Origin of the sequence: Zestomonas carbonaria (assembly GCF_904061905.1) — a bacterium.
Classification (GTDB): Bacteria; Pseudomonadota; Gammaproteobacteria; order Pseudomonadales; family Pseudomonadaceae; genus Aquipseudomonas; species Aquipseudomonas carbonaria.
Window position 1 is genome coordinate 1 of sequence record NZ_CAJFCI010000070.1, and the last position, 19,620, is coordinate 19,620.

Here is a 19,620-nt window from a genome sequence, read left to right on the forward strand (position 1 = left end):
GTCGTCGTTCAGCTCCTTGAGGGTGGCGACGATCTTGTCGTAGCACTCCCAGTTGCGCGCGGCGCGGCCGATGCCGCCGTAGACCACCAGCTCCTTCGGGTTCTCGGCGACTTCCGGGTCGAGGTTGTTCATCAGCATGCGCAGCGGCGCTTCGGTCAGCCAGCTCTTGGCATTCAACTGGGTGCCGCGCGGGGCACGGATTTCGACGTCACGGAACTTGGTCATGACAGGCTCCTCGTAATGGATGGAAGACAAGGGGCGGCCGTCAGAGCCAACCCAGGAATTGCGCCAGGTGGGCCAACGGGATGCTGAACACCAGGCTGAGCAGGCTGCGTTGCAGCCACACCAGCAGCAGGTCGCGCAGGCGCAGGGGAATCCGCGTGGCGAGCATGCAGGGGATGGATGCGGAGAAGAACAGCACGCTGCTCACCGAGACGATGGCGGTGACGAAGCGCACCACCTGGTCGGCATCCTTGAGCAGCATCACCGGCAGGAACATTTCCGCCAGCCCGGAAGCCAATGCGCTGGCCACCTGCATCGGCTGCTCCAGGCCGAACAGCCAGGTGACCGGGTAGAACAGCAGGCCGATGGCGTCGAACAGCGGGGTGTACTTGGCCGCCAGCAGGCCCATCAGGCCGACGGCGAGGATGCTCGGCAGGATCGCGGAGGTCATGCGCAGGCCATCGACGAAGGTGCCCCACAGCGCCCGGCCCAGGGACGGGGCGCAGGCCGCCTGGGTCAGGCCCGCGCGCCAGGCGCTGCCGATACGGCTCTCACCCTGCTCCAGCTCGGGCTCGGGCAACCGTTGCGAAGGCAGCGAGGCCAACGGATAGAGGCGCGCGGTGACCGAGGTCACCAGGAAGGTGACCAGCAAGGTGCTCCAGAAGTACAGGTTCCATTGATCCATCAGGTCGAGGGTCCTGGCCACCACCACCAGGAAGGGCACCGAGACGGTGGAGAAACCGGTCGCGATGATCGCCGCGTCGCGCAGGCTGTAGTGGCCCTCGCGGTACATGCGGTCGGTGATCAGCAGGCCCACCGAATAGCTGCCGGCGAAGGAAGCCACCGCGTCGATCGCCGACTTGCCCGGAGTCCGCCAGAGCGGGCGCATCACCGGCTGCATCAGTACGCCGATCAGCTCCAGCAGGCCGAAGCCGATCAGGAACACCAGCGCCAGGGCGCCCAGCGGCACGATCACCGTCAGGCTGAGCACCAGTTTCTCGAACAGGAAGGGCAGCATGTCCGGCTGGTAGATAAAGGCCGGACCGACGCCGAACAGGTAGCTGATGCCAATCAGCAGGCCGAGCACCTTGAACACGCTGAACAGGAGGCGGGTCGAGTCCTGGCGCCAGGACCCGTTGCACCAGGGCGCGATGGCGCCGTAGAGCATGAACAGCAGCGCCGCGCCTATCACCAGCGGCCGGGCATGGGTCTGCAAAAGCGTGGCGGCATGATCCAGCAGCAGGGTCGAGCGTCCGGCCAGCTCCACGGGAACGAAAAACAGCACTATTCCAATCAGGCTGAAACCCAGCAGGCGCGCCAAGGCGTGCCCTTTCACGACAGTACTGCCCATGGCAAGTTCTTCCGACATGGCATTTCTCCGCAGTAACGGGCTGGCGGGTACGCCTGGCCCCGGACCGACCTAGATACGAGCACTCCTGGCGAGTAGCGGGGCTCTGCGTTGCGGGGTCGGATGGCGGGTAGCGGTGGTCATGGGTGTTTCCTCTTTACTTGTTCTTGTGTGGGAAGTGGCCGGCTGGGTCGGCCGGTCAGAAACAGCGGGGCGGGCCGTCGAAAGCGCAGGGTTCGCACCGGAACCCGTGCCTGGCAGGTCTTCCACCGCATATGTATATACAATATGAGTCGACAGGATGGCCGTCAATCCTCCGTCCGTCGGCGCGCCGCAAAGCGCGACTCCGGTCTTAACCTGGCGCCCAGCCAGCGGGCACCGGGGCATTCGCCCGCGAGATCTGGGATTGGAGTCGACCAGCCAATTGTATATACATAAGAATTATCTCAATAAAGAACAGCCCCTTTCCCCACGAATGCCCAAGACATAGCGGATCGCGAAGCGGTTCTTGGATACACTGCGACTCTCCTCCTACGAAGGGAAAACCATGGGTCGCCTGCTCTTCTGGATCGCGCTGATCGCCCTTGCCATCTGGCTGTGGCGCCGCTTCAAACGCCCCGCCGCTCCCCGCCCCAGCGAGAAGTCGGAGCCGGGCGCCACGCCCATGGTGCGTTGCGCCCATTGCGGCGTGCACGTCCCGCAGGACCACGCCCTGCCGCACGACGGGAACTGGTACTGCTCGAAGCTTCACCTGACCCAGGGACCGAAGCACGGTGACGGCTGAATCCCTTCCGCTCGGCAGCAACCAGAGCCAGCGCATCCTGCGGCTCTACAACCTGTACCGGCTGATCATCGGCCTGGCCCTGGTGCTGCTGATCTCCAGCGAACTGGACAACCAGTTGCTCGAGGTGACCAACGCCGACTGGTTCCGCTATGGAAGCTGGCTGTACCTGATCATCAACGTGCTGGTCGCCACCCTGATGCAGCGGCCGCACCACCTGGCCCAGGTGTTCGCCCTGGCGCTGATCGACGTGCTGCTGCTGTCCAGCCTGTTCTATGCCGCCGGCGGCACGCCCAGCGGTATCGGCAACCTGCTGATCGTCGCCGTGGCCATCGCCAACATCCTGCTGCGCGGCCGCATCGGCCTGCTGATCGCCGCCCTGGCGGCCATCGCGCTGATCTACCTGACCTTCTACCTCAGCCTCAGCCGCCCGTCCGCCGCCTCCCATTACCTGCAGGCCGGCGCCCTCGGCGCGCTGTGCTTCGCCGCGGCGCTGTTCGTCCAGGGCCTGTCGCGGCGCCTGCAAGTCAGCGAGACCCTCGCCGAACAGCGCGCCGCCGATGTCGCCAACCTGGAAGCGCTCAACGAGCAGATCCTGCAACGCATGCGCACCGGCATCCTGGTGCTCGACAGCCAGCGCCGCGTGCTGCTCGCCAACCAGGGAGCGCTGGGCCTGCTCGGCCAGGAACGGCTCGCCGGGCGGATCATCGATCCCTACTTCCCGGCACTGGTCGTGCGCCTGCAGCAATGGCACGACAACCCGACCCTGCGCCCGGCCGAACTCAAGGCCCAGGAAGGCGGCCCCGCGCTGCAACCCAGCTTCGTGCTGCTGCAACGCGGCAAGCAGCAACACACCCTGGTATTCCTCGACGACATCTCGCAGATCGCCCAGCAGGCCCAGCAACTCAAGCTCGCCGCCCTCGGCCGGTTGACCGCCGGCATCGCCCACGAGATCCGCAACCCGCTCGGCGCCATCAGCCACGCGGCGCAACTGCTGCAAGAGTCGGAGCATCTGGACGGACCGGACCAGCGCCTGCTGCAGATCATCCAGGACCACTCGCGGCGGATGAACCTGGTGATCGAGAACGTCCTGCAACTGTCCCGCCGGCGCCAGTCCGAGCCGCAACTGCTCGACCTGAAATACTGGCTACACCGTTTCGCCGGGGAATTCCGCAACAGCCTGCCGAGCACCCAGCAGCTCCATGTGGAAACCGGTGTCGGCAGCCTGCAGACACGCATGGATCCCAACCAGCTCACACAGGTGCTGACCAACCTGGTGCAGAATGGCCTCCGCTACAGCGCCCAGCGCAACCCCCACGGCCAGGTCTGGCTGCGTCTGTTCCGCGACGCCAGCAGCGACCTGCCGGTACTGGAAGTGCTCGACGACGGCCCCGGTGTATCGGCGGAACAGGTTCCACGCCTTTTCGAGCCATTTCACACCACCGAGAACAAAGGCACCGGCCTGGGCCTGTATATTTCCCGCGAGCTATGCGAAAGCAACCAGGCCCGCCTCGACTACAAACAGCGCGAAGGCGGCGGCAGTTGCTTCCGCATCACCTTCGCCCATCCCCGCAAGCTGAGCTGAACCCATGGCCACCCGACAACGCGCCCTGATCGTCGACGACGAACCCGATATCCGCGAACTGCTGGAAATCACCCTTGGCCGCATGAAGCTGGACACCCGCAGCGCGCGCAACGTCAAGGAAGCCCGCGAGTGGCTGGCGCGCGAACCGTTCGACCTGTGCCTGACCGACATGCGCCTGCCCGACGGCACCGGCCTGGACCTGGTGCAGCACATCCAGCAACGCCATCCGCAGGTGCCGGTGGCGATGATCACCGCCTACGGCAGCCTGGACACCGCGATCCACGCCCTCAAGGCCGGCGCCTTCGACTTCCTCACCAAGCCGGTCGACCTCGCCCGCCTGCGCGAGCTGGTCGCCACCGCCCTGCGCCTGCGTGCGCCCGAAGACCCCAGCCTGCCGGTGGACAGCCGCCTGCTCGGCGAGTCGCCGCCGATGCGTGAACTGCGCAAGCAGATCCACAAGCTGGCGCGCAGCCAGGCACCGGTTTACATCAGCGGCGAATCGGGCAGCGGCAAGGAACTGGTGGCGCGACTGATCCACGAACAGGGCCCGCGCAACGAACAGCCGTTCGTGCCGGTCAACTGCGGCGCGATCCCCTCCGAACTGATGGAAAGCGAATTCTTCGGCCACAAGAAAGGCAGCTTCACCGGCGCCATCGAGGACAAGCAGGGCCTGTTCCAGGCCGCCAACAGCGGCACCCTGTTCCTCGATGAAGTGGCCGACCTGCCGCTGGCCATGCAGGTCAAGCTGCTACGCGCCATCCAGGAAAAGGCCATCCGCACCGTCGGCGGCCAGCAGGAGCAAGTGGTCGACGTACGCGTGCTCTGCGCGACCCACAAGGACCTCGCCGCGGAAGTCGCCGCCGGGCGCTTCCGCCAGGACCTCTACTACCGCCTCAACGTCATCGAACTGCGCGTGCCGCCCCTGCGCGAACGCCGCGAGGACATCCCGGCCATCGCCGAGGTGGTGCTCAAGCGCCTGGCCGACAGCAGCGGCCTGCCTGCCGCCAGGCTCACCCCGGAAGCCCTGGACAAGCTCAAGAACTACCGCTTCCCCGGCAACGTGCGCGAACTGGAGAACATGCTCGAACGCGCCTACACCCTGTGCGAAGACGACCAGATCCAGGCCCGCGACCTGCGCCTGGCCGACGCCTGCGGCGCCGCGGAAACCGGCGAAGCCAGCCTGGCGCAGATCGACAACCTCGAAGACTACCTGGAAGACCTCGAACGCAAACTGATCATGCAGGCCCTCGAGGAAACCCGCTGGAACCGCACCGCCGCCGCCCAACGCCTGGGCCTGACCTTCCGCTCGATGCGCTATCGGTTGAAGAAGCTGGGGATCGATTGAGGGACGTTCGAGAAGAGCGCTGGAGGCTGGAAGGCTGGAAGGCTGGAAGGCTGGAAGGAAAAGCTTGATGCCGAATGACGTGGGGGGATCCAAAGGTCCGTAGCCCGGATGCAATCCGGGAGAACACCTCAACCGTAGGGTGGAAAACCGCGAAGCGTTTTCCACGGGGGCAACCACCCAGGGAGTGCCCACCCACCAAAGCCGGTGGATGTAAAAAGCGACATCCACCCTACGGCTGTTCATTGGGTCCCCGCATGCGCGAGGACGACGGTCGAGCGCTGAAGTTTCCTCCACGTCATCCCCGCGAACGCGGGGACCCAAAGAAAGTCCCCCAACCCCGAGCCGCCTTCTCGTCCAGCCTCCAGCGCTTCTATCGGCTTTATAGGCTTCCCCGCCCCGCCGGCGCATAAGGCGCCGGATCGATGATCGGCTCACGCCCAAGCAGCAGATCCGCCAGCAATCGGCACGACGCCGGCGCCAGCACCAGCCCATTGCGGTAATGCCCGCAGTTCAGCCACAACCCATCGAACCCCGGCACCGGCCCGATATAGGGAATGCCTTCGGGCGAGCCCGGTCGCAGCCCGGCCCACTGCTTCACCACCTCCGCCTCGGCCAGCGCCGGCAACAGCTCGATCGCCGAAGCCCGGAGGCTGACCAACGCCTCTTCCGTCGGCGTCTTGTCGAAGCCGACATGCTCCAGGGTGCTGCCCACCAGGATATGCCCGTCCCGGCGCGGAATCGCATAGCGCCCCTTGGCCAGCACCATGCTCGGCAGGAAATCCTCGGCACACTTGAAGAGGATCATCTGCCCCTTCACCGGCTCGACCGGCAGCTCGATTCCCAACCCCGCCAGCAACTCCCCGCTCCAGGCGCCAGCCGCCACCACCACCCGGTCGGCCCGCAACTCGCCATCCGCCGTACGCACCCCGACCACCCGCTCGCCTTCGCGGAGGAAACCCTGCACCGCGCAATGCTCGCGCAAGGTCACGTTCGGCATGCGCAACAACGCCTCGCGTAACGCTCGGGTCAGCCGTGGATTGCGCACATTGGCCACTTCTGCCATATACACGGCATGGGAAAACCCCGGTCCCAGCACCGGCACCGAACGATACGCCTCGTCGATCCCCACCACCGAAAGCGGCCGCCCCTCACGCCGCGCCCAGGCCAGCGCCTCAGCCTCGTCGTCCAGATCCAGCCAGTACAACCCGGTGACATGCACCTCCGGATCAACCCCCGTCTCAGCCAGCAACTGCTCGCCCAACTGCGGATAGAAATCCTGCGACCAATGCGCCAACGCCGTGACCGCCGGGCTGTAGCGCCAGGGATAGAGCGGAGAAACGATACCGCCGCCGGCCCAGGAGGATTCCTGGCCGGTCAACTCTCGCTCCAGCAAACTGACAGCCACCCCAGCCCGGGCCAGATGAAGGGCACTCAGCAAACCAATTGCTCCAGCCCCGACGACGATCACAGATTTACTGTTCATTTTTGGCGTTGAATCCATCCTGATAGACACGGAAATACGCAGTCCCTCACCTCACTTCTGGCAAGGAAGCTGGAAACATGAAAACGATGCACGGCCATAGCCTGGTCGAGCTGATGTTCTGCCTGTTGATCGGCGGCATCCTGCTCAGCCTGGCACTCCCCTCTTTCACTTCGATGCTGAACAGCAACACACAAACCCAATTGGTCAACCAGTTGCTGGGCCAGTTGCATTATGCCCGCAGCACTGCGGTGCAGGGAAAAGCGAGCGTCGCGCTTTGCTCCGGACACATGCAATGCAGCGGGTCCCCGAAATGGGAACGACATCTGCTGGCCTTCATCGACCGGAACCGCAACGGCCAGATCGACGCCGGAGAAGAGTTGCTTCGCCAGCAGGACATTCCTCCCGCCTACTCATGGCATTGGTCGAACTTTCGTCGCCGCCCCCATCTCTTGTATCAACGCGATGGCACTACCCGAGCACTCAACGGCACCTTCACCCTGTGTCGCGAAGGGCAGCCACTCCAGCAAGTTGTGATCAGTGTCTCGGGGCGGGCGCGAACCCAGTCACCCGCAGCCGGCGCAAGCTGCGGTTGAACTGCAGCTCGTCGGCTATCCGGCTCGCCTGTCCCATCCCAGCGGAAGCCTGCACGGCCACCCGTTACAGTCGTCATGGGCCCAACTGGATATCTACCATGCAACTGCGTAACGGCTTCACTCTGATCGAGTTGCTGATCGTCATAGTCATCGTCGCCATCCTGGCGACGATAGGCTTCCCCGGCTTTCGATCCCTGACACTCGATAACCGGCTGACCAACACGACCAACAGTCTGGTCGGCGCTCTGCAATTTGCTCGCAGCGAAGCCGTCATGCAGCGCGCCACCATCAGCGTCTGTGCCGCCAATGCCGACAACACGGCCTGTGCCAACAGTACCGACTGGAGTGGTGGCGCCCTGGTAATGCGAGGCAACAGCCTCCTCCGCGTTGTCGCTCCCGTCAGCGACGAGGTTACCGTGACCAGTTCGACCAGCAAGGTGGACTACAACTCCGACGGCACCACCACGGCCGCCACCGTCACCATCAGCGACTCTCGCCCGCAATCGCGGCAGATCAAGATCAACGCCATCGGCCAAGCCTGCGGTGGAAGCTCATGCTCATGAAAACCAGACGATCCACTCAAGGATTCACCCTGATCGAAGTCCTGGTTGCCCTGGTCATCCTCGCTGTCGGCCTGCTCGGCATGGCCACCCTGATGATGAGCAGCCTGCAATCGAGCCAGAGCGCCTACCTGCGCAGCCAGGCCAGCGTACTGGCCTACGACATCGTCGAGCGCATGCGCGCCAATCACACCCAGGCCGTCACCACCGACGACTACGAACTGAATGTCGATACCGAGGCCACCAGTGACCCAGGCTGCGCCAGCAGCGGTTGCAGTGCCAGCCAGCAGGCCCAGCTTGACCTTTTCCAATGGAGAACGGCATTGGCCAACGGCATCCCCGGAGCAACCGCCAGCATCGTGCGCGATAACCAGAACGAGTATCAGGTCACCATTTCCTGGAGCGAGGTAGGTACCCAACTCGAGAACCAGGACGGTACCGAGGTGAACCCATCCTTCAGCTTGAGGATCGATCTATGAAACGGCAGAAGGGTCTTTCCCTGATCGAGCTGATGATCGCAATCCTCATCAGCTCCCTGTTGCTGCTCGGCGTCATCCAGCTCTTCAGCAACACCACCGCCTCAGACCGCACCAATACCGCCATGGCCAGGGTGCAGGAAAGCGGCCGGATAGCCCTGGAAATCATCGGCGCAGATGCACGTCGTGCCGGCTACCAGGGCTGCAGTTCGGCAGCCAACAAAACCACCATCGGCAGCCTGACATTCCCCGATGCAGCGTTGGCCACCGCGACAGGCAGCATCACATTCCGCTACGCCACGCCCACCAACACCGGCACCCTGTTCGGTACCAACAAGGCCTGCGACAACACCACTTTGTACCTGAACAACGTGACCTATAGCAGTTGCCCGAGCGGGAACGTTCAACGCATCTGCAAGAGTATCAACGGCGGCGTGGCCGACCCGATTCTGGACAACGCGGCGATCACTGCCATCAGCTTCAGCATTCCCAGCGGTGGCAACACGTTGTGGAAAAACAGCGCCGATATCACCACCGCCGAGCTGGCATCGGCCCGCTCCGCGCGAATCACACTGACCATTACCGACACGCGCAATGAGATCTCTCGCGTGTTTTCAGGTACCTACGAACTCAGGAATCGCCTCTGATGACCACCTTACGTGCCCACCAGAATGGCATGGCCCTGCTCGTCAGCCTGGTACTGCTGTTGCTGCTGACCATCATCGCCATCACCGCCGCCACCCAATCATCGCTACAGGAACGCATGGCGGCCAACAGCCAACAGCAGAACGTCGCATTCCAGGCCGCGGAGAGCGGGATCCGAGGCTGGATCGCCGAATACGAATCCAACCCGAAGATCGAGCCCATCACGACCGGCAAGGTCAACCTCACCGACACGGTCCCCTATGAGGCAAGCGCCCCACAGCCCAGCGCCTGTTTCGACGTGGTCCCCTCCTACTCGCTGAATGCGGCGGACGATGGCGGCTCCTTCCAATACGCCTGTTTCAATATCGAAAGCACTGGGAAGTCTTGCGTGAACAGCACTTGTGCCGACACCGACAACCCGGCCCGGGCCAAACATCTCCAGGGCCACCTGGTTCGCTACTGAATTCAAGGACAAGGAATCATCATGAAAGCGCCAAACTTCCTGTGCAGCGCCCTTGCATCCACGCTGGCCACCGCACTGGTTCTGTATAGCGGGATCAGCTACGCCGACGACACGGAAATCTTCTTCGGCGGCTCAGCCATCGATGCGGGCATCCGTCCCAACGTGTTGTTCATCCTCGACGATTCCGGGTCGATGAACGACAGGAACACCCCTACCCGCATGGCGCAGCTCAAGACCGCCTTCAGCAGCATCATCAACAATGCAGGCAGCATCAACGTCGGGGTCATGGCGCTCAACAGCACAACAGGGGGCTCTCGCCTGCTCTCGCCTGTCCGGCCCATCGACGAATCGGTCAACGTCAAGCTGTCCAACCCGGTGCTTCTCGCCAGTGGCGACGACGCCAGCTATTCCAGCAATGGCACCACGAACATCAGCGACCCAACCCTGGTCATGGGATATACCGGCAACAGCGAGCAGAACGTTACCCGCTCGCTCGGAACCGGCTCCAGTTATTCGGCGGAATACTCTTCCTACTATGTCGTGAGGAGTGGTGGTGTCGACTATGCCTGCTCGTCCAAGATCGCAGCCCAAGGCACGGTCTGCCCGAGCGGCACCAAGGCCACGATCAACTCCACGACGGGCAGTTCCGGAAACGACGGAATCCTGCTGTTCCGCAATCTCAACGTTCCGGCCGGCGTGACCATCACGGCCGCCAGGCTGGTCGTGACTCGAGCTAGCACCAGCACGGGGACCGTCAGGCCATTCTCGGTCAAGATCGAAAACACGAAGACTGCCGCGGCCTTCAATAACGACGACACCATCGGCAGCGACCGTGATTTCGGCAATACCAACCTGAATATCGCCACGGTCACTCCAGACAGGAATGGGGAAGAACTCACCTTCAACCTCACGACCCAGTTCCAGAATCTGCGGGGGTTGCCGCCTTCCGACAACCCTATTGCCGATGTCGCTCTGCGACTGCGCGGAACCGGTAGCAACAGCTATTCCTGGTACCTCGGTGACGGCACCACCACATCTCCCGAGCACACCCCTCGCCTGGAGATCGAATGGACCGGGAGTACGGACATCAACCGCACAACCGGCCTGCGCTTCCAGAACGTCGCCATTCCCAAGGGGGCGACCATCACTTCTGCGCGCATCGACTTCGTACCGGCCGCCTCCGATGACCGCCCGGTGACCTTCAGCATCACTGCACAGAACATTGCAGACGCTCCCATCTTCACCGCCAATGCCAGCAACTTCACTGGTCGGGTCAAGACATCGAACAGCGCGACCTGGACACCCGCCGAGTGGCGCACCAGCAGCCCTCAGGTCTACGTGGAGGGCCCCACTGTCACAGCCCTGGTACAGAGCGTCATCAACAGCAACGCCGACTGGTGTGGCAACAACTCCATGGCTTTCTTCATCACGCCCACATCGGGAACCGGAAGCCGTACAACCTTCAGCGTCGATGCTGCCAAGGATCTCCAGCCGGTGCTGAACGTTACGTACGAAGGAGGAGAAGACGGCTGTCTGGACCCGATCCTGGATATTTCCGTGATCGACGCGAAGGATGACGGTTATCAGGCAGGAACCTCTTCAAGCACCAGAACCCCCAACCTGACCTCGACAACGCTGTCCTTCTCCAATGGCTACATCGCCAGTCGTTACCAGAAAGTGCCGGTCAAGCAAGGCGCGACCGTAAAAGAAGCACAGATCATCGTCACCCCCAACAATACGAACAGCGGCAATGCCACCGTTTACATCGAAGACGTCAACAACTCCGCCGAACTCACAACAAACAGGGAGAACATCAGCAATCGTTTCCCGAGCAGCGGCGGCGCCACCTGCAGCTTCGCACCTGTCGCGGCAGGAGTACCGATCACCTGTTCAGCCGAAGGGATCAAGACACAGCTACAGAATCTTTTCGCACGCTCCGGCTGGGCCGACGGCAATGCGCTCAGCCTGTTGATCCGCCCCAGCAGCGGCAGTCTGGCCGTGAGATCCCGAGACTATGGCGCAGGCAGCAGCATCACCTTGCGCGTCAAACTCGCCTCGGGCGGTCTGGGCGAGAACAGCTACACGATTCGCGACTATACCAACGGCATCGTGCAGGGCCTGTCAGCTAACGGCTATACGCCCATCGTGCCTGCGCTATATGAAGCCGCGGGCTATCTGGCCCAGAAGCCAGGCAAGCATATTGGCAACGTGCCCAGCCCCATCACCAGCTCCTGCCAAGCCAACTACCTGGTATTGCTGACCGATGGGGAAGCGAACACCAACCCCAGCTCGGCACAAACCGCAGCGCAAGACGGAATTGCCTCGCTGATAGGCTCCTCCTGCTCTGGCGACTCCACCTACTCATCCGAGAAATGCGGACGCAGCGTCGTGCAATGGCTCGCGACCGAAGATCAGGCTGACTATGACGGTCTCAACACAGTCACGACCCATACCATTGGCTTCAACACCAGCTCCAACAACCAGGCCACTACATTCCTGAACAACCTCGCCAGCCTCGGTGGTGGCAAAGCGTACCAGGCGGAAAACGCCGCCGATCTCGCCAACGCCTTCGACGATATCGTCCAGGCGGCCCTGGCAACCAACACCACCTTCGTGAACACCAGTGCTCCCGTAAACTCGTTCAACCGCGCGGATAACCTGGATGAGCTTTACTTCGCTCTCTTCCGCCCCTCTGAAACCGATCGCTGGGCAGGAAACCTCAAACGCTATCGCCTGAAAACCGAAGGCACCGTCGCCACCATCGTCGATGCCGACGATGCCGCGGCCATCGACGGCAACACCGGCTTCTTCAAGAGCAGTGCACGCAGCTTCTGGAGCGCCACCCAGGATGGCAGCGATATCTCGAAAGGAGGTGCCGGCTTCAAGCTGCCAGAGCCAGCCAATCGCAAGCTGTTCACCTATCTGGGCAACTCCCCGGCGGGTACCCCCGCAGCCCTGGAAAGCCTGATCTCCACCAATACCAACATCACCGCCGAAAGACTTGGCGACAGCAGCATGACCACGGTCGAGCGCGCCAACCTGCTCAAGTACATCCGTGGAGTGGATACCGACGACAGCGGCAATGACACGAATCGCCAGGCCCTGGGGGACCCCATCCACTCCTCGCCCCGCCTGGTCACCTACGGTTGCAACACCTATGCAAACGGCGAGTGCACCAGCCCGGACCTGAGCGCCATCATGGGCACCAACGAAGGGTTCATTCATGCCTTCAACACCAGCACGGGTGTTGAACAGTTCGCCTTCATGCCCGAGGCCTTGCTTCCGAACATCAAGCAGCTCAGAGCCAATGCGAAGTCCTCTTCGACCAAGCCCCGCCTGTATGGCATGGACAACACCGTGACCCTTTGGGTGAACGATGCCAACAACAATGGCGTCATCTACGGCGATCCCAGCACCGGAACCACGACGGGCCTGAACACCGGGGAATTCGTCTACGCCTATGCCACCATGGGACGCGGCGGTCGCAATATCTATGCGCTCGACATTACCAATCGCAACGAACCCAAGATGCTCTGGCAGATCCTCGGCGGAACGACCACTGGCTTCGAGAAACTGGCCCAGACCTGGTCTGCCCCGGTCAAGACCCGGATCAAGGTCGGTAGCACCATCAGGGATGTGCTGATATTCGCTGGCGGCTACGACAAGGACCAGGACGACCTCAACACCTCCACCAGCGTGTACGCCCAGGACGACATCGGCAACGCCATCTATATCGTCGATGCCAAGACCGGGGAAAAAATCTGGTCCGTCAGCAACAGTTCCGGCCATGACCTGATCCTGTCCAAGATGAAATACAGCATCCCCAGTGGTGTTCGGGTCATCGATATCCAGGAAGCGAACGGCGTCCTGGTGACCGACCCCGACAAGCTGGCGGACCAATTCTTCGTCGGCGACATGGGCGGCCAGGTGTGGCGTTTCTATATCAACAACGGCCAGAGCGGTGCGGGACTGGTAACTGCCGCCGGTACCAGTGGCGATGGTGTCTTCGCCACTATCGGCGGTACCACGACAGAATCGGCACGACGCTTCTACCACGAGCCTGACGTGGCGTTGCTGAACATCAACGGCAGCCGCTCTCTGGTCGTGAATATCGGCAGCGGCTACAGGGGCCATCCGTTGAACGAATACATCGTGGATCGCTTCTACTCCTTCCGCACCTCGGCTCTGTTCAAGACCACCGGCGAAGGCACACTGACGGAAGCCCACCTGTACGATGCAACCCTGAACCTGGTTCAGGCAGGTGATGCCACTCAGAAATCGGATGCCAATAACGCTTTCCGGAATATCACTGGCGGCTGGTACATAACCCTTACCAACTCAGGCGAGAAGGTCTTGTCCCGCGCGCTTACCGTTGGTGGTGAGCTGTACTTCAACACCTACGAGCCCAGCACCAGTACGGCGGCCTGCAGCGCGACAGTTGGCAAGAACCGCTCCTACAGAGTCCGTCTACTTGATGCCACTCCCGCTTCTGTACCGGTGAACGGCAACGGCACACCTGGCGATCGATCCGATCTCAGCAACAGCGGCGGTATTTCCGGAGACCCGCAACTGTTCTGTAGCGGCAACGACTGCTGGGTCCTTCCAGACCCATCCCTTGATCCCGTGAAGGCCAACATGCCTCCGCTCGGGAAAACCTACTGGATGGACAGCGCAGACCTCGACTAGCCACGCAACGCAAGGCGGGGTAATACCCGCCTTGCAGAGAGATACCCAAAAGGCATCGCATGAAAAGACAAACCGGTTTCACCCTGATCGAATTGCTGACGGCTGTGGTCGTTATCGGCATCCTGGCCGCCATCGCGATTCCCAGTTACCAGTCCTATGTCCGCCGCGCGGCCTGTGAGGACGCCAAGAGCGTACTCACAGGAGCCGCCAACGTGATGGAACGCTTTCGCGCGCAGAACAACACCTACACTGGGGCAACCTTGGGTGTCTACGCGGGCAGCCCGGTAGATGGCTCTACGAAGCATACGCAAATAGCAATTTCCGCTTCGACCGCAACCACCTATACCTTGACAGCAACCCCCACGAACGGTGGCCTGCTGGCAAACCGAGGCACCCTCACCCTCACCTCGACAGGCGTTCGCGGAGGCAGTGGCGCCCTGGCGAACGCCTGGGGCAGTTGCAGCGGAATCTAACAAACAAAAAGGTCGGCTTTGCCGACCTTTTTGTTTGTTGCCGTACCGATCAGTAAAGAATCACACCGCCTTAACCCGCAGCTCCTTCGGCATCGAGAACGTGATGTTCTCCGGCCGGCCATCCAGCTCCTCCGCCCCCGTCGCGCCCCACTCGCGCAGGCGTTGTACCACGCCGCGTACCAGGACTTCCGGGGCCGAGGCGCCGGCGGTGATGCCGATGTTCTGGCGGCCGTCGAACCAGCCGCGTTGCAGGTCTTCGGCGCCATCGATCAGGTAGGCCGGGGTGCCGATGCGTTCGGCCAGTTCGCGCAGGCGGTTGGAGTTGGAGCTATTGGGGCTGCCGACAACCAGCACCAGGTCGCATTCGTTGGCCAGTTGCTTGACCGCATCCTGGCGGTTCTGGGTGGCGTAGCAGATGTCGTCCTTGCGCGGGCCGCCGATGTTGGGGAACTTGGCACGCAGGGCGTCGATCACCCGGCTGGTGTCGTCCATCGAGAGGGTGGTCTGGGTGACGAAGGCCAGCGCTTCGGGGTTGCGGACTTCCAGATGGGCGACATCCTCCTCGTCTTCCACCAGGTAGATCGCGCCGCCGTTGGCGGTGTCGTACTGGCCCATGGTGCCTTCCACCTCGGGATGTCCTTCGTGGCCGATGAGGATGCATTCGCGGCCGTCGCGGCTGTAGCGCACCACTTCCATATGCACCTTGGTGACCAGCGGGCAGGTGGCGTCGAACACTTTCAGGCCGCGCCGTTCGGCTTCCTTGCGGACCGCCTGGGACACGCCGTGGGCACTGAAGATGACGATGACGTTGTCCGGCACCTGGTCCAGCTCTTCGACGAAGATGGCGCCGCGCGCGCGCAGGTCTTCCACCACGAACTTGTTGTGCACCACTTCATGGCGCACGTAGATCGGCGGCCCGAACACTTCGAGGGCGCGGTTGACGATCTCGATGGCTCGGTCGACGCCGGCGCAGAAGCCGCGGGGGTTGGCGAGTTTGATTTGCATGGTCGAGGATCTCGGCGCGCAGGGACGACACCAGTGTACTGCGGATGAGTCGATGGGTATCGCTGCGCTCAACCCATCCTACGGTTAACGGCGATTACAGCGCCCTGACTTCGATGATCTCCACCTCGAAGCTCAGCGTCTTGCCGGCCAGCGGGTGGTTGAAGTCGATGGTGACCTGGGCGTCGTCGAATGCCTTGACGATGCCCGGCAGCTCGGCGTTCGCCGCATCGTTGAAGATTACCAGCAGGCCTTCGGACAGCTCCATGTCCTGGAACTGGCTGCGCGGCATGACCTGGACGTTCTGCGGGTTGGGCTGGCCGAAGCCGTTTTCCGGCTCGACCTGCAGGGTACGCTTGTCGCCGGCCTTGAGGCCGAACAGGACGGCCTCGAAACCCGGCAGCAGGCTGCCGTCGCCGACCTTGAAGGTGGCCGGTTGCTTGTCGAAGGTGCTGTCCACCACATCGCCCGAGTCGAGCTTGAGGGCGAAATGCAGGGTGACTTCCCTATCCGGGCCAATGCGTAGCTCAGTCATGAGCGGGTTCTCCGGATTTCTTGGTTTTGAACATGTCCAGCGCCAGCATCACGGCGCCGACGGTGATGGCGCTGTCGGCCAGGTTGAAGGCCGGGAAGTACCAGCGGTTCTGCCAGTGCACCAGGATGAAGTCGATCACGTGGCCGTAGACCACCCGGTCGAACAGGTTGCCCAGCGCGCCGCCGAGCACCAGCGCCAGGGCGATGGCCAGCCAGGTTTCATCCTGTTTCAGGCGCTTGAGCCAGACCACCAGCACGCCGCTGACCACCACCGCGATGAGGGCGAAGAACCAGCGTTGCCAGCCATCGGCGTCGGCGAGGAAGCTGAAGGCCGCGCCGGTGTTGTAGGCCAGGGTCCAACTGAAGTAGTCGGGAATCACCACGATCTGCTGGTACAGGCGCAGCGAGCCTTCGAAGTACAGCTTGGTCGCCTGGTCGAGGACGAACACCAGGGCGCTCAGCCACAGCCAGGGGAGTCTGCCGAAACGAGCGGTCATGGGCGCGCCCCTGCCGGAACCTGCTTGCTGTGGTCCGCGATCGATCCGCACGGATCGCGAGCAAGCTCGCGCCTACAGCGGCGAGCGTCATCACGCATAGTGGCGCACCTCGCCGGAGCCATCGATGTTGTCGACGCAGCGACCGCAGATTTCCGGATGCGCCGGGTTCACCCCGACGTCCGCGCGGTGGTGCCAGCAGCGGCCGCACTTGGCGTGGCCGGACTTGACCACCTTGAGCTTGAGGCCAGCCACTTCGGTTTCCACCGCATCCGCCGGCGCGGCGCTGAACGGCGCCAGGGTGGCGGTGGAGGTGATCAGCACGAAGCGCAGCTCGTCGCCCAGCTTGGCCAGCTCGCTGCTCAATTTGTCTTCCACGAACAAGGTGACCTCGGCTTGCAGGTTACCGCCGATGGCTTTGGCGGCCCGCTGATTTTCCAGCTCCTTGTTGACCGCGGCCTTGACCGCCATCACGTGATCCCAGAATTCGCGGCCCAGCTCGAAGTCCTGCGGCAGTTCGCCCAGGCCCTCGTACCAGGTGTTGAGCATCACCGACTCGTTGCGCTCGCCCGGCAGGTACTGCCACAGCTCGTCGGCGGTGAACGCCAGGATCGGCGCCACCCAGCGCACCAGCGCCTCGGCGATGTGGAACAGCGCGGTCTGGCAGGAGCGCCGCGCGCGGCTGTCGGCCTGGGTGGTGTACTGGCGGTCCTTGATGATGTCGAGGTAGAAGCCGCCCAGTTCCTGCACGCAGAAGTTGTGCACCTTGGAATACACGTTCCAGAAGCGGTACTCGCGGTAGGCCTCCTCGACCTCGCGCTGCAGCAGCAGGGCGCGGTCCACGGCCCAGCGGTCCAGGGCCAGCATGTCCTCGGCGGGCAACAGGTCCTTGGCCGGATCGAAGCCGTTGAGGTTGGCGAGCAGGAAGCGCGCGGTGTTGCGGATGCGCCGGTAGGCGTCGGCGCTGCGCTGCAGGATGGTCTGGGAGACCGCCATCTCGCCGGAGTAGTCGGTGGCGGCGACCCACAGGCGCAGGATGTCGGCGCCCAGGCTGTCGGTCACCTGCTGCGGGGCGATCACGTTGCCGAGGGACTTGGACATCTTGCGGCCGCTCTCGTCGACGGTGAAACCGTGGGTGAGCAGTTCGCGGTACGGCGCGTGGCCGTCGATGGCGCAGCCGGTCAGCAGCGAGGAGTGGAACCAGCCACGGTGCTGGTCGGAGCCTTCCAGGTAGAGGTCGGCGGCCGGGCCGCTTTCGTGGGCGAGCCTGTGCGAGCCGCGCAGCACGTGCCAGTGGGTGGTGCCGGAGTCGAACCAGACGTCCAGGGTGTCGTTGATCTTGTCGTACTGCGCGGCCTCGTCGCCAAGCAGCTCGGCGGCGTCCAGTTTGAACCAGGCCTCGATGCCTTCCTGCTCGACGCGCCTGGCCACTTCTTCCATCAGTTCGAGGGTGCGCGGGTGCAGTTCGCCGCTTTCCTTGTGCAGGAAGAACGGGATCGGCACACCCCAGTTGCGCTGGCGCGAGATGCACCAGTCCGGGCGGCCGGCGATCATGCCGTGCAGGCGCGCCTGGCCCCAGGCCGGTACGAAGCCGGTCTGGTCGATGGCCGCCAGCGAACGCTCGCGCAGGGTGCTGCCCTGCTCCGATTGCCGATCCATGCCGACGAACCACTGCGCGGTGGCACGGTAGATCAGCGGGGTCTTGTGCCGCCAGCAGTGCATGTAGCTGTGGCTGATGCTCTCGTGCTTGAGCAGCGCGCCGACTTCGCGCAGCTTCTCGACGATCTGCGGGTTGGCCTTCCAGATGAACTGGCCGCCGAAGAACGGCAGCGACTCGACGTACACGCCGTTGCTCTGCACCGGGCTGAGGATGTCGTCGTTGCTCATGCCGTACTGCTTGCAGGTACGGAAGTCGTCCTCGCCGTAGGCCGGCGCGGAGTGGACGATACCGGTGCCGGCGCCCAGTTCGACGTATTCGGCCAAGTACACCGGCGACAGCCGGTCGTAGAGCGGGTGACGGAACTCGATGCGCTCCAGCGCCTCGCCCTGCACGGTGGCGACCACCGTCCCTTCCAGGCCGTAGCGTTGCAGGCAGGACTCCACCAGTTCCTCGGCGAGCAGCAGCAACTTGTCGCCGACGTCCACCAGGGCGTAGGTGAACTCCGGGTGCACGTTGAGCGCCTGGTTGGCCGGAATGGTCCAGGGGGTGGTGGTCCAGATGACGATCTGCGCCGGCTTGGCCAGGCTCGCCAGGCCGAAGGCGGCGGCCAGCCTGGCTTCGTCGACCACGGCGAAACCGACGTCGATGGCGTCGGACTTCTTGTCGGCGTACTCGACTTCGGCCTCGGCCAGCGCCGAGCCGCAGTCGAAGCACCAGTTGACCGGCTTCAGGCCCTTGAACACGAAGCCGCCCTCGACCATCTTCGCCAGGGCGCGGATTTCCCCGGCCTCGTTGGCGAAGTCCATGGTCTTGTACGGGTTGTCCCACTCGCCGAGCACGCCAAGGCGGATGAAGTCGGCCTTCTGGCCCTCGATCTGCTCGCTGGCGTAGGCGCGGCACAGCTCGCGGGTCTTGTCCGCCGGCAGGTTCTTGCCGTGGGTGACCTCGACCTTGTGCTCGATCGGCAGGCCGTGGCAGTCCCAGCCCGGCACGTAGGGGGCGTCGTAGCCGGCCAGGGTTTTCGAGCGGACGATGATGTCCTTGAGAATCTTGTTGACCGCATGACCGATGTGAATGCTGCCGTTGGCATAGGGAGGGCCATCGTGCAGGACGAACTTCGGACGCCCGGCGCCGATTTCCCGGAGCTTCTGGTACAGGCCGATGCTGTCCCAGCGCTGCAGGGTCTGCGGCTCGCGCTGCGGCAGGCCGGCTTTCATCGGGAACGCGGTATCCGGAAGATTTAGCGTGGCTTTGTAATCGGTCATCTCAG

General features: G+C 63.2%; 16 protein-coding genes and 1 pseudogene. 10 read left to right on the forward strand and 7 right to left on the reverse strand.

Features of this window, described 5'->3' with window-relative positions:
- Positions 1-225: pseudogene (locus PSEWESI4_RS16675) on the reverse strand (urocanate hydratase); the annotation flags it as partial.
- A 40-nt stretch (positions 226-265) separates the two neighbouring features.
- Positions 266-1,591, reverse strand: a complete 1,326-nt coding sequence (locus PSEWESI4_RS16680) for a YjiH family protein (RefSeq protein ID WP_187672340.1) — start codon at positions 1,589-1,591, stop codon at positions 266-268.
- 526 nt (positions 1,592-2,117) lie between these two features.
- On the opposite strand from PSEWESI4_RS16680, the gene PSEWESI4_RS16685 reads away from it, so the two are divergent.
- Genes PSEWESI4_RS16685 through PSEWESI4_RS16695 form a run of 3 tightly spaced genes read left to right on the forward strand, consistent with a single transcriptional unit; the run spans position 2,118 to position 5,281 of the window.
- Complete coding sequence (locus tag PSEWESI4_RS16685) at positions 2,118-2,354, forward strand: PP0621 family protein (RefSeq protein ID WP_187672341.1); 237 nt, start codon at positions 2,118-2,120, stop codon at positions 2,352-2,354.
- Positions 2,344-3,936: a sensor histidine kinase gene (locus PSEWESI4_RS16690; protein WP_187672342.1), complete on the forward strand. Its 1,593-nt coding sequence runs from the start codon at positions 2,344-2,346 to the stop codon at positions 3,934-3,936. Before PSEWESI4_RS16685 ends, PSEWESI4_RS16690 begins: the two co-directional genes overlap by 11 nt.
- 4 nt (positions 3,937-3,940) lie before the next feature.
- Positions 3,941-5,281: a sigma-54-dependent transcriptional regulator gene (locus tag PSEWESI4_RS16695; protein ID WP_187672343.1), complete on the forward strand. Its 1,341-nt coding sequence runs from the start codon at positions 3,941-3,943 to the stop codon at positions 5,279-5,281.
- A gap of 379 nt (positions 5,282-5,660) precedes the next feature.
- Here PSEWESI4_RS16695 and thiO read toward each other — a convergent pair whose 3' ends face one another.
- Positions 5,661-6,764 carry a glycine oxidase ThiO gene (gene thiO, locus PSEWESI4_RS16700; protein WP_187672344.1) on the reverse strand — a complete coding sequence of 368 codons (1,104 nt, stop codon included), beginning with the start codon at positions 6,762-6,764 and terminating at the stop codon, positions 5,661-5,663.
- Positions 6,765-6,841: 77 nt separating this feature from the next.
- On the opposite strand from thiO, the gene PSEWESI4_RS16705 reads away from it, so the two are divergent.
- The 7 genes from PSEWESI4_RS16705 (at position 6,842) to PSEWESI4_RS16735 (ending at position 14,660) form a co-directional block, all read left to right on the forward strand.
- On the forward strand, positions 6,842-7,357 hold the full coding sequence (locus tag PSEWESI4_RS16705; protein ID WP_187672345.1) for a GspH/FimT family pseudopilin: 516 nt from the start codon (positions 6,842-6,844) through the stop codon (positions 7,355-7,357).
- A gap of 98 nt (positions 7,358-7,455) precedes the next feature.
- Complete coding sequence (locus PSEWESI4_RS16710; RefSeq protein WP_187672346.1) at positions 7,456-7,920, forward strand: GspH/FimT family pseudopilin; 465 nt, start codon at positions 7,456-7,458, stop codon at positions 7,918-7,920.
- Positions 7,917-8,396, forward strand: coding sequence for a type IV pilus modification protein PilV (gene pilV / locus PSEWESI4_RS16715; RefSeq protein WP_187672347.1), 480 nt, complete (start codon positions 7,917-7,919; stop codon positions 8,394-8,396). The genes PSEWESI4_RS16710 and pilV overlap by 4 nt, the downstream gene beginning before the upstream one ends.
- Entirely contained in the window at positions 8,393-9,040 is a 648-nt protein-coding gene (locus PSEWESI4_RS16720) for a PilW family protein (RefSeq protein ID WP_187672348.1), read from the forward strand. The genes pilV and PSEWESI4_RS16720 overlap by 4 nt, the downstream gene beginning before the upstream one ends.
- A gap of 29 nt (positions 9,041-9,069) precedes the next feature.
- Complete coding sequence (locus PSEWESI4_RS16725; RefSeq protein ID WP_187672349.1) at positions 9,070-9,501, forward strand: pilus assembly PilX family protein; 432 nt, start codon at positions 9,070-9,072, stop codon at positions 9,499-9,501.
- A 21-nt stretch (positions 9,502-9,522) separates the two neighbouring features.
- The gene (locus PSEWESI4_RS16730) at positions 9,523-14,187 is read left to right on the forward strand and encodes a PilC/PilY family type IV pilus protein (RefSeq protein WP_187672350.1); all 4,665 of its coding nucleotides are present in this window, start codon (positions 9,523-9,525) and stop codon (positions 14,185-14,187) included.
- Positions 14,188-14,246: 59 nt separating this feature from the next.
- Entirely contained in the window at positions 14,247-14,660 is a 414-nt protein-coding gene (locus PSEWESI4_RS16735) for a type IV pilin protein (RefSeq protein ID WP_187672351.1), read from the forward strand.
- Positions 14,661-14,720: 60 nt separating this feature from the next.
- Here PSEWESI4_RS16735 and ispH read toward each other — a convergent pair whose 3' ends face one another.
- The 4 genes from ispH to ileS form a co-directional block, all read right to left on the reverse strand.
- Entirely contained in the window at positions 14,721-15,665 is a 945-nt protein-coding gene (gene ispH, locus PSEWESI4_RS16740; RefSeq protein WP_187672352.1) for a 4-hydroxy-3-methylbut-2-enyl diphosphate reductase, read from the reverse strand.
- A 94-nt stretch (positions 15,666-15,759) separates the two neighbouring features.
- Positions 15,760-16,197, reverse strand: a complete 438-nt coding sequence (fkpB, locus tag PSEWESI4_RS16745; RefSeq protein WP_187672353.1) for an FKBP-type peptidyl-prolyl cis-trans isomerase — start codon at positions 16,195-16,197, stop codon at positions 15,760-15,762.
- Positions 16,190-16,693: a signal peptidase II gene (gene lspA, locus PSEWESI4_RS16750; RefSeq protein ID WP_187672354.1), complete on the reverse strand. Its 504-nt coding sequence runs from the start codon at positions 16,691-16,693 to the stop codon at positions 16,190-16,192. The genes fkpB and lspA overlap by 8 nt, the downstream gene beginning before the upstream one ends.
- A gap of 90 nt (positions 16,694-16,783) precedes the next feature.
- On the reverse strand, positions 16,784-19,615 hold the full coding sequence (ileS, locus tag PSEWESI4_RS16755) for an isoleucine--tRNA ligase (protein WP_187672355.1): 2,832 nt from the start codon (positions 19,613-19,615) through the stop codon (positions 16,784-16,786).
- Positions 19,616-19,620 lie beyond the last annotated feature (5 nt).